Origin of the sequence: Protofrankia sp. CiP3 (assembly GCF_917627345.1) — a bacterium.
GTDB lineage: Bacteria > Actinomycetota > Actinomycetes > Frankiales > Frankiaceae > Protofrankia.
The window spans coordinates 1-13,850 of sequence record NZ_CAKJTM010000070.1 but is presented as its reverse complement, the minus strand read 5'-3'; the positions used below and the strand labels follow the sequence as shown (position 1 = coordinate 13,850).

General features: G+C 65.9%; 7 protein-coding genes and 1 pseudogene. 5 read left to right on the top strand and 3 right to left on the bottom strand.

The genetic code is table 11. The annotated features are described in order from the left end of the window. The 3 genes from MJ797_RS19440 to MJ797_RS19430 all read left to right on the top strand — a co-directional run. Positions 1-311 (top strand): hypothetical protein (locus MJ797_RS19440; protein WP_239337554.1); only part of this gene is annotated, 311 nt, incomplete at its 5' end. Then, complete coding sequence (locus tag MJ797_RS19435; protein WP_239337552.1) at positions 308-2,608, top strand: McrB family protein; 2,301 nt, start codon at positions 308-310, stop codon at positions 2,606-2,608. The genes MJ797_RS19440 and MJ797_RS19435, both read left to right, overlap by 4 nt. Continuing rightward, positions 2,601-3,857 (top strand): McrC family protein, encoded by a 1,257-nt coding sequence (locus tag MJ797_RS19430; RefSeq protein ID WP_239337549.1) that lies wholly within the window; start codon positions 2,601-2,603, stop codon positions 3,855-3,857. Before MJ797_RS19435 ends, MJ797_RS19430 begins: the two co-directional genes overlap by 8 nt. A 33-nt stretch (positions 3,858-3,890) precedes the next feature. Here the strand turns inward: MJ797_RS19430 and MJ797_RS19425 are convergent, their stop codons facing one another. The 3 genes from MJ797_RS19425 to MJ797_RS19415 are packed head-to-tail and all read right to left on the bottom strand — an operon-like array spanning position 3,891 to position 12,180. Next, positions 3,891-9,302, bottom strand: a complete 5,412-nt coding sequence (locus tag MJ797_RS19425) for a DEAD/DEAH box helicase (RefSeq protein WP_239337547.1) — start codon at positions 9,300-9,302, stop codon at positions 3,891-3,893. Further along, positions 9,299-10,225: a hypothetical protein gene (locus MJ797_RS19420; RefSeq protein WP_239337540.1), complete on the bottom strand. Its 927-nt coding sequence runs from the start codon at positions 10,223-10,225 to the stop codon at positions 9,299-9,301. Before MJ797_RS19420 ends, MJ797_RS19425 begins: the two co-directional genes overlap by 4 nt. Next, positions 10,210-12,180, bottom strand: a complete 1,971-nt coding sequence (locus MJ797_RS19415) for a hypothetical protein (RefSeq protein WP_239337538.1) — start codon at positions 12,178-12,180, stop codon at positions 10,210-10,212. Before MJ797_RS19415 ends, MJ797_RS19420 begins: the two co-directional genes overlap by 16 nt. Before the next feature lie 916 nt (positions 12,181-13,096). On the opposite strand from MJ797_RS19415, the gene MJ797_RS19410 reads away from it, so the two are divergent. Together MJ797_RS19410 and MJ797_RS19405 are read left to right on the top strand one after the other, a co-directional pair. After that, entirely contained in the window at positions 13,097-13,309 is a 213-nt protein-coding gene (locus MJ797_RS19410) for a hypothetical protein (RefSeq protein ID WP_239337525.1), read from the top strand. Positions 13,310-13,362: 53 nt separating this feature from the next. Continuing rightward, a pseudogene (locus tag MJ797_RS19405) lies at positions 13,363-13,850 on the top strand (hypothetical protein); the annotation flags it as partial.

Here is a 13,850-nt window from a genome sequence, read left to right as displayed (position 1 = left end):
TGGCGCCCTATGCCGAGGAGTTGCACGACGACGGCCCGCCGTTCCGGTGGAACCCGGACCGGCGGCCGCAGATCCGCGCTGAGCTGGACGCTGCTTACCTGCACCTGTACGGCCTGGTTCGGGACGAGGCCGAGCATGTGATCGACTCGTTCTTCGTTCTGCGGAAGAACGAGGAGAAGGCGCACGGCGAGTTCCGTACCCGCCGTCTCGTCCTCGCCGCCTACGACGCCATGGCCACCGGCACCTACACCTCGCCCCTTAACCCGCCGCCCGGCGATGGGCCGCGGCATCCCGACCGGAGACGTCCATGACCACAGACGATCAGGTGTACGACGCGGCTCGTAGCGTCCTCGAACGCGGACTGGGAGCTGACGACTCGGCTTTCACGCCGGGCTGTCGGGTGTGGACGCGGGCGCACGCGCAGGAGCTTGCCCGGCGGGTCGCCAACCCTCCGGACGGGGTGACTGGGACCTTTCTCGACCGGCTGGTGGCGGAGCTCGCCGACGCGGACCCGCTGGTGGTCCAGCTGGCTGCGGAGGTCCTGTACCTGCACTACCTGGTGGCCATGGACATCGCCGGGCCGACGAAGCGGCTCGGGCTGCAGCGCGTCCTGAAGCTGATCCCCGGCTCCGGGGTCGTGATTCCGTCCGCACTGGATGCCGCGCTCGACGGTGGTGTGATCAGGGTGGGTATGGCGTACAAGGCTTATCGAGCGCAGCAGATCACCTGGCTCGCTGAACTTGTCGCGCATTGGAAGAGCCAGCCGGCCGAGCACGTCCGCGCCGCCCTGGTCAACCCGTGGGCGTTCCGCGAGATTGTCGACGAGGTTCCCACCACGACGGCGGCCGGCCAGCGGCGCGCGCTGTTGCATCTGGCCTTCCCACAGGTGTTTCTCGACAGCCTGCTCGCGGAGCATCTCACGGCGGTCGTCACGACCTTCGGGCACGAGGTCGGCCCGCTCACCGGGGATGGTGAGCGGGACTTTTTCGCGATCCGCCAGGTGCTGGAAGCCACGAGCGACGTGCCCGTCGACTTCTTCGAGTCGCCCTGGGCGGAGCAATGGGGGTGGGGTATCGCGCAGGGTGGCGATCCGCCGCCACGGCGCAGGGGTTGGCTGGTGCGGGGAGCGAACGTCTCCGGCCGTAACCTCGTCCCCGAGTGGTTGACGGACGGCTACTGTTCGATCTCGTTCCCGGACTATCCGCCGGTGGAGCCGGGGCTGACCAAGAGCGCGCTTGCGCACATCGTGCGGGATGCCGAGCCGGGGCTGAGCCCGAGCCAGGAGGGGGCTCAGATTGGGCTGCTGGACAAGTTCCTCAACCGGATGGCGTCTGGCGACATCGTGGTCACAGTTAACGATTCCCGCGTGTATGTCGGGATTCTCACCGGTGGCCCGTACTGGGTCCCGGACGTCGTCGAGTCGCACCGCCGGCGGTACGTGCAATGGGTGAACACGTCGGCTCCGCTGCGGCGTTCCGATCTTTCCGACACTGCGCAGGACCGGTTGTCCGGGCAGGCAACCATCGTCGATCTGGGTGAGGCGGCGCGAGAGATCGCCGACCTGGCAGAGCTTGACGGGTCCGACGGTGGCGCGCCTGCGCTCGTCGCCGTCCTTCCCGAGCCGGAAACGGTTGTCGTGGAGCAGGCGCCGCTGGTAGACCTGCCCGAGCCGGCCAAGGAGCTGGCCAAGCGCCTGCTGGTCGACATCGACTGGTTGGCCGAGACCGTGGACCTGCTGAACGAGAAGAAGCAGCTCGTCCTGTACGGTCCGCCCGGTACGGGGAAGACGTACCTGGCGCAGGAGATCGCGAAATTTCTGGCCGAGGAGACCAACGGCGAGCACCGGCTGGTGCAGTTTCATCCCTCGTACGCCTACGAGGATTTCATCGAGGGGTTCCGGCCCGGGCTGACCGCGGACGGTACGTTCCGGTTCGCCAAGGAGCCGGGGCCTTTTCGGCGGCTGGTCGATGCCGCCGCGCAGAACCCGTCCGGCGCCTACGTCCTGGTCATCGACGAGATCAATCGGGCGAATCTCGCGAAGGTGTTCGGCGAGCTGTACTTCCTGTTGGAGTACCGTAACCGCACGATCGGGTTGCAGTACTCACCGGATGAGGATTTCACCCTGCCGCGCAATGTGTTCCTGATCGGGACGATGAACACCGCGGACCGTTCGATCGCGCTGGTGGACGCGGCGATGCGCCGCCGGTTCGCCTGGCAGTCGCTGTTCCCGGGTGAGCCGCCGGTGGCGGACATGCTGCGGCGGTGGTTGGCGGAGAAAAGCCTGCCCATCGAGGTGGCTGACCTTCTTGATGCGCTGAACGCGGCGATTGCCGATCGGGATGCGACCGTGGGTCCGTCCTACCTGATGAGCCCCCGGGTGGCGACGGGGGAAGGGCTGGCGCGGATCTGGCGCACGCAGATCCTGCCGCTGCTGGAGGAGCGGCATCTCGGTGAGCACGCCGACGTCGCCGGCTATGTCCGCGGCCGGTACGGCCTGGATGTTCTGCAACGGGGTCGGGCGGTGGTGTCGGGAGCTGACGGCTCCGCCGGCGCTGATCAGGGGGACGCCGACACGGCCGGTGGCACTGTGAACGCTTCCGATGCCTGAACGGATCGTCTTGGCCGAATACCGGTCCCGCACTATCGAGGGCCTGCCTGGCGGGGTAGCCCGTGCGCTGGCGGCGACTGGTGCCGTCATCGCCGGCCGCGACATGGACGGCCGGGTCCGGCTGACCGCCTCGTCCATGGTGGGGCTGGTGCGGGCCGGTGACGTCGAGCTGGTCGTACAGCCGAAGGTCGGGGTGGGCAGGCTGCTGTGGCTGCTCGGCCACGCCCGCAATCCCTCGGGTTGGCGGGACGACGACGTGACGGTGGGGGAGGAGTACGACGTCGTCGCCGGGACAGCGGTCGCCTTCGCCCACCGGGCCGGGCAGGCCCTGGCGGGCGGGATCCTGCGGGGGTACCGGTCGGTGGACGAGGCGTCCCCGATACTGCGCGGCCGGCTCCGGGAGGCCGACCAGATGCGGGCCCGGCTCGGCGTCGCGATGCTCCTGGAGGTCCGCTACGACGACTACACCGTCGACATTGCGGAGAACCGCATCCTGGCCGCGGCTGCCCGCAGCCTGCTGCGGCTACCGGGCGTGCCGGCGACCACCCGGGCGGCACTGCACCGGATACACGTCGCCCTGTCCGACGTGACCCCGCTCGTGCCTGGTGTGCGGCTGCCATCGACGGTGACCACCCGGCTCACCCGGCGCTATGAGCCGGCCCTGCGGCTCGCCCGGCTCGTTCTGGCGAGCCTGGGGATCGAGGTATCGGCGGACCCGGTGGTTGGCCGTGTTGCCGCCTCGGGGCTTCTGTTCGACATGAACGCCGTGTACGAGGACTGGCTCACCGCCGCATTTCGTGGGGCGCTGGAACGCCACGGCGGTGCGGTCGACGGTCAGCGTGTCATCCGGCTCGATGAGGCCGGCAAACTGGCTGCCCGACCTGACATCACCTGGTGGGACGGGCCGCGTTGCCTCGCCGTTATGGACGCGAAGTACAAGGCACCCGCGAGCACCCCGATTGGCGACATCTACCAGGTCGTTGCCTACTGCACTGCGCTCGGCCTGTCCGACGGCCATCTCGTCTACGCGGGCGGTACGTCCGTCATGCACACGATTCGCCGGGCCGGTATCCGCATTCACGTCCATGTTGTGGACCTTGCCCAAACTGTACCGGCACTCATCGATCAGATCGACACACTCGCCGCGGCGATCGCCACGCAAACTCGGGAGGCGGTCTTCGCGTCCAGCCGGGCCGCCACCCCACCCGCGTCCGTCGGACCTGTGCTGGTGGGGGCCGACGGCAGGTGACAGCTGTCCTCGACAGACCGGTCCGCCGGAGGGCTACGAGCGGCGCGACAGCGGCGCGAAGGCCTCCTTCACCACCATTGGACTCATCTCAACGGTATGAAAGTCGGCAACGACAGTCCTCCCCGGCTCCACGCCCTGGGCAGTAAGCACATCGAGAGTCTTGGCGATACGCGAGCTTGTCACATTCTGGTCGAACGCCTCCAGCGGATGCTTCACCACCAGCGCGGCCTGCTTCTGCCCGATGGTGAACATACAGGACGGAGCCGCCGTTTCCATCACCTGTGCGTCTCTGTGCATGCTCGCCCAGCTGGCAATCGCGTGTTCCTCGCGGGTGGAGTTCGGCGTTACCCAACCGTGGCGGAGGACGGCAAGCAGATCTCGCGCCACCCGCCAGTCAAGCAGCGGGTGATAGGCCATGTTGGTGTAATCACGCAGGCAGCGATAGCATGACGAGACGCACTCATCGGCGTGGTCCGTACGATCCAGATTTGCCAGATACTCTTCGACGGTGTCGAGAAACGGGCCGAGCTGTGTCGCTTCGCCCAGATGGGAGCTGAAGCCCGCACCATTTTCGAGCGTGTCCGCCAGGAAGGCGTAGAAGTTCTGTTCGCCCCCGTGGGCCGACGAGTGTATTCCAGCGATGATCTCCTGGGTTTGGATGTCGAGATGCTTTGCGGCGGCACTGCGCAGCAGGAACGCCAGCGAGTACCATGCCGTCCGCCGGCCATCCGAGATGTCGGCCGCGGAGCGCGCGGGTGCATCCGGGAGATTGAGTCGGAGTCCCTCATCCGGGAACGTTGCCGTTGCCGATCCGAGGAATAGCAGGTCGGTGTACATGACAGCGCCGAGCGCGACTTCTGTTCCGTCTCCTCCGGGCACTGCGATCCGCTGATCGTCTGCGCGGGCGACCACCGATTTTTCAAGGTAGCCACCCCAGTCTCTATCAGACGCTCGATGAAAAGCGAATAGACGTCCCATGTTTTCGTTGACGACGTACCGCTCCCCGCGTCCCGACAGGGCGACCAGATTCTGATCCTTCGATTCTTCTCGAAGCTTGTCCAGGTTGCTCGTGACCCGGGCGACGACCCGCCGCGGGGACCAGGTGAATGAGCCGTCGAAGTCGCGGCCTGGTCCGGCTCTGAAGCCGAGCGGTTGCCGGGTCTCCACCACGCGGTACCCGCCTTGCCCGCACGCCGGGCAATTCTTCCCAACGGCGGGCGGCGTGCTGACATGGTTACAGGTGGCGCACAGCCCAAGGCAGCGTCCGGAGGCGAGTGGCTCGGGGATCGCCCCTGGCTTTCCATATGCTGGTTGGAACGCCGTCACACCGACCACGGTGTAGACCGAACCGTCACGGACCACCTCGCTCCCTGGGGCGAACTGGGACAGCGCGACGGAGAGGTCCCGGTCGATCGTGTCGTCCGGAGGCCACGGGAAGGACGTGCGTGGGCGGGAGAGGTAGAGCAGGCGGACTTGGGTCGGGAACCCGAACATCGGCAGATGGCCGGACTCGGCGAGCCGCTGGCTCAGCGCCTCGTGACCGATCGGGTGGGCGACCACATCATCTACCAGGTCGGTCAGGTGTCCGGCCCGAACGATCGTCTCATCGGCCGTCATCGTGATATTCGTGTGGGTGGACAGCGCTTGAAACACCGCCCTGATTGCCTCGGTGTTCGTTTCCAGCCACCGTCGGACAGGGGGACGTGCCTGGGACCAGCCGTCGACCGTGCCCAACTCGCCGTGCACGCTCGCGACCGTGGCGTCGGCCAGCTGCGAGCTGGGAAGATCACGGAATGCCTCGCGCAGCAGCGTCGCGCGCAGTGAACGTTCGAAGATCTCCTGCTGGCCCATCGCCAGATACGGCGGCGGAGTCGGGTCGTTGGTGATCGCCGTGGGGTTCTGGAAGTAGTGCTCGTCGTGGCTACGCCCACGACAGACGGTCAGCGCGATGGCGACCAGCGAGCCACGGCGGCCGGCCCGGCCGACTCGTTGCTGGTAGTTGTACCTGGTGGGCGGCATGTTCGACATCACGACGCTAGCCAGTGCCCCGATGTCGACGCCGGCTTCCATCGTGGTTGTGACGGAGAGAAGATCGACGCCCTGGGCGAGCGGGACTTCCTTTCCGTCCAGGAACACCTCCTGGAACATCGCCTGGCGGCGTTGTCGCTCGCTGCGTCCGGTTTGGCCCGTCAGTTCCGCGCAGGCCAGCCGGAACCGGCCATTACCGGTCGCGGCCTTCCACGCGTAGTAGTCCCGCGCATCGTCTCGCGGTGCGGCCCCGTGCTCCTCCAGAACGGTACGGCACCGGGTGCAGACCAGTGCGCCCGGGTGCAGGTGCTGACGTCGGCAACCCGGACACTCCCAGACCGTTTTGCCTCGACGTCGCACCACGACTTGGTTCGGATCGACGAGATTGCCGCTGACCGCACTTCCCCATCCCTGTTCGGCCCGAGTCCTGACCTCGTCGGCGTCGAGACCGTGAGCACGCGCCACGGCGGCCCAGAACGCCTTCAGTCGCTTTGGTGGCTCCGGGCTCTCGTCCCGGTATTCGCGGAACCTGCGGAGCTCGGCGAGTATACGGACGCTGGCGCGGGCGATTGCCGTTGGGTCGACCGGATCGAGACTGATCTCTCGGGATCCCGGCCGCAGGTCCAGCCAGCCAAGGCCGAGCGACTCGAAATCTCGACCCGCTCCGGAGAGCAGGTTCTCGATCAAATTCTCCAGCAGGTCGTCTTCCGCGGTCTCCAGACCGCTCCGTTCGGCGTCGGTCAAGCCGGTGCGCACACGCGGGATGCCCGTCGACCAGTCATAGAAGTCGTGCCAGGCGCGGCCGGCGTAATTCTGCCTGGAAGGCTGTGGTCCGGCCGGGTTCACTCCCATGCGGACGAGGCGCTCTTGGATCTTCGGTACCAGCGACCTCAACGTCGGCGGCTCGACCAGGCTTGCTTCGGCGGCCGCGGCGGTTGTCCCGTCACCATCCAGCCAGACAGCGAGGAGGCCATCAAATGTGGGGCCGAACCTCTCCTTGAGGCGGCGAAATGCCGCTTGGTTCTCGGATTTCTTCGCCCCGTCTGCCCAGCGGCGCGCCAGCGTGATGTCCGCGGAGATGTCATCATCTTGCTGGATAATCTCGACGAGGAGCAGACGTACCAGATCCTGATAGTGGCGCAACCCGACGCCCGCCGCCATCTTCGCCGCGTCCTGCCGGCTGTCCGAGAAGAGAAGTACCTTACGTTCACTCTCCTCTAGTTGACCCGCCAGCTCCGTGACGAGAACCTGGTTGATCTTCTCGAAGCCGGTGCGCATCGTGCGCAGAGGAGAGCGGTACCTGAGCGGATCAGTCGCCTTCAGTGGACGCCCACGGGCCGCGCCTCGCCGATAATTGATCTCCCAGTCTGTGCCGCAGGCCGGACAACGCGTCGGGAACGGTGGAATCATGCTTTTCTCGACGCCTGCTCCGCGCTTCACGGAGACATGGAAGCTCCAGCCCGTGGCCCCCTTCTCCCCATTGGTCAACTGGCCCGTGTGGGGATCGAGCGCGCTCCGTCTGAACGAGAAAGTTATGGCCTCCTTTCCTCGGTGCCATATCCCGTTGTTGTCGGCCTGCTGCGGCCGGCTGGACGGCCAGTAGACGACATAGTTGGCTGCGGTGCGTTCCACCGCGGCCTGTTCGGGAAGGCGCTTGAGCTCCGGAACATCTGGGAAGAGTTCAGCTTTGAAATTTTGTCTCTCGGTTGCCGCGGCGACGGTGAACCCACCGAGCATGACATCGCCGCAGCTCTGACAGAAGACAAGTTCGAGGACCCGCGCACCGCAGCGACACCGGTCACGCGGTTCCGCGTAGAGCCGACCGACGGTCCGTTCTTGACTGTCGTTGACTTCGCTGCATGCCGGGTCGGTGCACGCCCAGAATCCGCTGACGTTCCGGAAGAAAAAGTGCGCACGGACCTTGGGAGGAGCTTCCGAACCCTTAACTCCCGCCGCCGCACGGAGCACGCCGAGCAGGCCCCGTAGCGATCTTCTCCGCTCCATTTCGGGTATCTCGGGGAAGAGGCGTTCCTCGAGGTCCGATGCCATCCGGGTGACCAGTCTGGTGCCATCCGGCGCCTGCAGCGCCGCGCGCAGCGCGTCCGCTGCGCCGCTACGCTCCAACAGCTGGGCGGCATCGGGAGCGGAGAGAGCCTGTCGGCTGGCAGCGGCGAGCGGAGCCGCGCTGCCGCTGATGTCCGTCGTGGTCTTCGCCACCAGGATCGGCGTTCCGGCGACAAACTCGAACGTGTCCGCGTCGACCGCGAAGAACTCTGCGAGGAAGCGACGGTCCCGCTCGGGGTCCATCGACGCCGAGGCCGCCAGCACCCGGAACTTCTCGGGCCTGTCGGCGATCCCGAGCCGGTGCTTGAGGTTCCGCAGAAGGTAGGCCACCTCGGTCCCGGCAGTGCCGCGGTAGAGGTGTAGCTCGTCCACCACGAGAGTGAAACGGTTCTCGGGCCGTTCCTCGAGCCAGCGCCGCGTTCCGTCGAAGAAAATCTGGTCCCGCGCCCGACCCAGCATGATGTTGAGCATCGAGTAATTGGTGATGAGGATGTCCGGTGGCGCGGCAGCCATGTCCCAACGGGAGCGCATCTCGGCTCCATCCAGGCGGGGCACGAAGTACCGCGCGTCGTCGTCCGCGACTAATTGTGCCTTCTGGCCGCGCCGTTTGGTCTCCTGTAGGTACTCTCGGAGCTCCTTCAGCTGCCGGTCTGCTCCAGGTTCCCCGGTGACCGGCGTCGAACCCGTGTAACGGCCAAAGTACAACCGATGACCGCTGCGATGCCGGTCCAACCAGGCCCGCGTCGCATCGCTGTCCAGCGCCCGGCGAAGCCGCACCAGCTGATCGTCGACGAGCGCGTTCATCGGGTAAAGAACCAGTGCCCGTACAGCGGCAGTTCGGCCGGTCTCGCCCTGCCGCTGAGGTGTGAACGGTTGCGAGCCCTGCCACCAAGGCACGAACGACGCCGGCCGGCCACGCCACGTCCGGGACTCTTTCAGCAGACTCGCGAGGACCGGGAGCAGGAAGGACTCTGTCTTGCCTGACCCGGTACCCGCCGTGATCACCATATTCCGGCCAGGCAACAATCCGGCTTGAAGCGCCTGCTCTTGGTGGGTGTAAAGGCTGCGCCCAAGTGGTAGCAGGCCACACGCTGCGAAATCCGCCAGTTCCGCTGGCGCACCCACCCGCCGCCCGGACTCCGCGAGGGAGCATCCCGTGGAGGTGTACTCAGGCCGCAGTTCGACGAGCGGCTCGGTGTAGACACCGCCTGGCCGGTCGAGCAGCCTGCGCCGCTCTTGCTCCAGCCGTTCATCCGCCAGCCCGAACGGCGTGTCGTAGTAGCGCAGGTACGCCTCGCGCAGGGCGTCGAACGTACCGAAGACATCGAGACCGGTCTGCATGCCATTGATCACAGTAATACCTTCAAGGGGCAGTCGAGGGAATCGGCAATACGATCAGCTACAGCAAAGGGGATGCCATCGTAGTTTGTCACTCTACGATCATGGTCGTTGACCGGAGGGAGTCCGGTGCAGAGCACCGCCAGTCGTGCGTGTGACAGCGGAAGGGGCATCCTTCCATCTACAGCGAGCTGTCCGAGAGCGTCGTCGCGCTTCCCCTCATCTGAGGTCCACTGAAGGGGCTCATCCGAGGATCTTCTCGCCAGGTAGCGCCCTTCGGAGAGATCTGTTCGATACCATTCGCCTATCCTACATATCAGGTATCTCTTGAGTCCGGCATGTACTTCCATTCGGTACAGTCCGTCGACGAATCGTTGCCGTCGCTCGAAGGAGCTGAACTTCATTGTCCGTGGATTGAGAAGTTCCAGGAGCGGGCCGGAACGAGCCGGCGGCGCGGCGGTCTCGATGGATTTGATACTCGGTAGAGTGCTGCTGCGTCGCATTGCCGCGTCCGGCTCAAAGCGCAGACCGGTATGACGCACCAGATCGGAGATCTGGGAGCCATGTGTATAGGACAGCCAGTAGGTCGAAGGCCTTGTCAGTCCACGGTCAACGGTATTCGCATGACGCACGACTTTCGCCGCAGAGCGCGCTGCGACTTCAGCCAGCATGCGGTCGGCCGATCCGGTGAGGAGTGCGACGCCCTCGCGCCCAGGCAACCCGACCAGCAGTGGGTCCTCCGCCTTCCACCTTCGCTTCATGAGGTCGATCGATAGAATTCCCATCACGTTCATCTCCCAAATCAGCCGTCGGGCGTTCTCGCGGTCCGCCGACGCATACCAGGCGGTCGTCTGGTAAAGGGAGTTAAGTCTGCCGGCGCCCCGGTCCGCTATCCACATCACCAGATGGTCCGGATCGAAGGTCATCGCACTGTCCATCCACGTTCCTGCCAGATAGCCTTTCGGTAGCTTTGCCAGGCCTTCGCATGAGGGCGACCGGCCTCATGCGACATGATGAACTGCGACCAGGCATCCTTGGCGTCGGAACGTAGCCGACCTATCGCCGGTGGTATGTCTCGCAGCTGCTGGATCGATACCTGATCGCCTTCGATGGCGAGCCACACGGCGTCCCGGGGCGCGGTGACCCTGTAGCTCATGGATGGGAGTGCGGCCTTCCGACGGGTCCACCACCGTGGCGTATCCGGTTCGGGATCGACGACAACGCTCCCATCGGCCTTGAAGAAGTACACCTTCGCCGAGTGAGGGACCATCACCTGCCGGTCTGCATCCACGATCGGTTGGTCGACGGCCTCTGACGCAGTTCGTGGCCGAGCCGGATGCAGCGAGAACCGGGGGTTGAATTTACCGACGGTCAGCTCATAGAAACCTTCGGTGCGAGCGTGGGAACGGAGGGGCATCGTGCATCCGGAAGACGGAGGGACGAGTCTGTGGCCATCCAGAAGTATCGGGGTCGCGGGGTTGAAATCGACGGGGAGGACAAGATCTGGAGCGCCACCTACCAGGTAGCGAAACCGCCCTCCGGCGACGCCGTCTGGATCGATGGGAAGGCCGCCGGCCAGGCGGGGACGTGGCGACGATCGAACCGGTACACCGCACCCCAGCCGCTCCAACTCGGAACGCAGGAGTTCTGCGTCGGTAAAGACGACGTCCCTGAATACGTACCACCCGTCGAACGGGCCGTCCTCCGGTTCGGGATCGCCGACGCCGACGTGGTTCAACATGTCACCTACGGCGCTAAGTTTCTCCTTGTGGGCGAGCACGAGGACTGGCTCGTGGGTATCCACCGAGTCGCCGGCAACCCAGGCTCCGGCCGTGGGGTTCTCGACCGCGATCAGAACGGTTCGGGCTCGGTCAGCGACAACTAGGCGCTCACCTTCGGCACGCAGACCGTTGATCAGCGCGTCCTCCACGTCCGGCACGTCGCCGTTCAGCTCGTACGCGCTCAGTCCGGGCCGCGCCTCCACGGTGAAGGAAGTGCCCGCGTAGCGAAGGGTGTCCCTGTCAACACCGTCGACGGCGCGCGCATACCACTCAGCCTTCCACCCAAACCAGCCATCGTCGACGAAGCTGGGTAGGAGCGCAAGCCTGGCGCGATCGACCGTCTCCGGCCGGCTGACCGTTCGATGTGGAGACCGCGCCTGAACCACGAGCAGGTTGCCCAGCATCTCGTCACGGTCTGGGTCGGGCGTCCGCATGACCGCTTGTCGCAGGGTCGGAGAAAGACGAACCGAAGGCCCTATCCACCGGCGTAGCGCGGCAACCAGCTCCGTTGGCCCTTTCTCGCGTGCGGAGCGGCCACCAGACGACCGGAAGAAGTCGTCGAGGATCGGCTGGTCACGCTCCCGGATGACCGCCTGCGAGAGCGCGTAGCCAATCCTGTGCTGCCGGCCCTTTTGAATCGTGCTGACACCACATTCCCCATGCCGGTCCTTGAGCCAGTCATCCAGGGTCTCCCAGAAACCGGGGATCTGCTCATAGCTTTCTTGGAGAGCCTGCTTGGCTTCCTCGGGTGCCCGGCCGGACGTCGGAAGGCACTCGAGGAGCCGCCGATAATAGTTGCCGGACGTTACCTGCTGGTCGCGATGCATGCGCGTGGCCGCCAGCACGCAGACCGCCAGGAGAGGCAGGCACGGCGGCGGCTCCCGCTGCTCCGACGACCTCCACGGCCCGATCATCCGGTGGACGGGGTCGAAGATGTCGCGTTGGCTCCAGTCGAGCTGTGGCTGAAGTGCGGCCGTCAGCTCTGGGACGGAATCTCCACGCAGCTTCCCGGCCTTCTCGTCATCGACATATAAGACGACGGGCCGACCAGCCATCTCTGGACCGAAGAAGACCCGCGCGAGTTCGTCCTGCCACCACCTGTACGGATCCATACGTAGCCTCGCCCCCCGACCAGCCGACTCCAGGCTGTCCCCCCGGACACCTTATGGGTCACCCAGGACATGGATGCATGGGGATGGCAGCGATTGATCATCGCCTCTCGATGTGACGGCCTTGCAAAAATTACAGCATAACTCTCCGAGAGTGCGGATATGCTATGAGTGGCATGATGGGAGTTGTAGCGGCGGACGATCTTAGTCGCTACCGCTCGCGGTGACGAGCGCGAGCCGTTGCCGCTGGTCAAGGACGTGGGCGTAGTGGCCGAGTCGCCCCTCGGACACAGCCTAACTAGATCAACATGCTCTCTGACCTGCGTGTATGGGTGTGGGGCTCAACTACCCCGGCCGACATGGACCATTACCCCACATGCGCCCTACCTGCACTTTTGTGACCTACAGGTATATGTAGCGCCGCCTTGGCGATGTTGGCGCCGCGCTGGGCGTGCCCCTGAGTCGGCCAGAGATCTCGACGCGCGTCGACCCCCTGGCCACCGGCCCTTGTCTGCGGGCCAAGATCGGGGCGGTCATACTGGGGCGATGCTCGCGATCCTGGCCGGCAAGCTGGATCCCGCTGCTGGGACAGCGTCAGACTGTTTGGAGGACGCGTATTCGGCGCGATCCGTCACCTGCCCTACCGGCAAGTGCTCGGGGCGGTGCTCACCGCCATCGACGTGCTGGTCGACCCGGGCATCGTGGACGAGGCGCGGGTCGATCTGTGGCTCCAGCTACCGGGGGGCGCGTAGGGCCGGACGCGGTGGTTATCGAAGGCGGACACGGCGCCGATGGCATCCCTCGCACCTGTCCCGGATCGCCGCTCGCTGGATTGGCTAGATGAAGATCACGAGTGCGGGCGGTGGGCCTGCTGTGATTTGTCGGTGGGACGCGAATCGGACTCGGTAGCGGGGGTGAAATGCGGGAACGTCTTTTGGTGCAGCTGCGGGAGCGCACCGAAAAATTCATCATGAACCAGTACGGGGACTCCGTACTGGATCCGGCGGCGATCGCTGAGCTTGAGGCGCTGGTCGCAACCGTGACTGATCCGAGCGAGGACTTGGACGTCGCCTATGTGGTGGGCTGTGTCCATTCAGGGGTGCCGCTGACCTGTGGGGACATGTTGGGGTGACACGCCGGGCGGGTTGCTTGATCTCCAGCTGGCACCGGTGATGATCGGGGCTTGTGCCCGACGCGCCCTCGCCACCGCCGCCTTCGCCGGAGGTGGCGGCGCTGCGGGCCGACAACGCGCGGCTGCGCCGGGTCGTAGACGCCCAGGGCGAGCGGCTGCGGCTGGCCGAGTCGGAGGTCGTGGCCGAGCGGGAGGCCCGCCGGCTGCTGGAACTACGGATCGCGGAATTGGAACGGCAGCTGCGTAGGGACAGCGGGAACTCCTCGACTCCCGCGTCGAAGGAGTCGATCGCGGCGAAGGCCAAGCGGAAGGCGGAACGGGCGGCGGCCCGGCAGACCTCCCAGCGGGTCCGGTCGAAGGACCGGAAACCGGGCGGGCAGAAAGGCCACAATGGGTCCGGGCTGGAACCGGCGGCCGAGCCGGACCGGACCGAGCGGGTGGACCCGCCGGCGGAGTGCTCGGGGTGTGCGGCGGCCCTGTCCGGCGCCCACGACGCGGGCGAGGCGTGGGCGCAGGTGTGGGACACCCCGCCGGTGGCGCT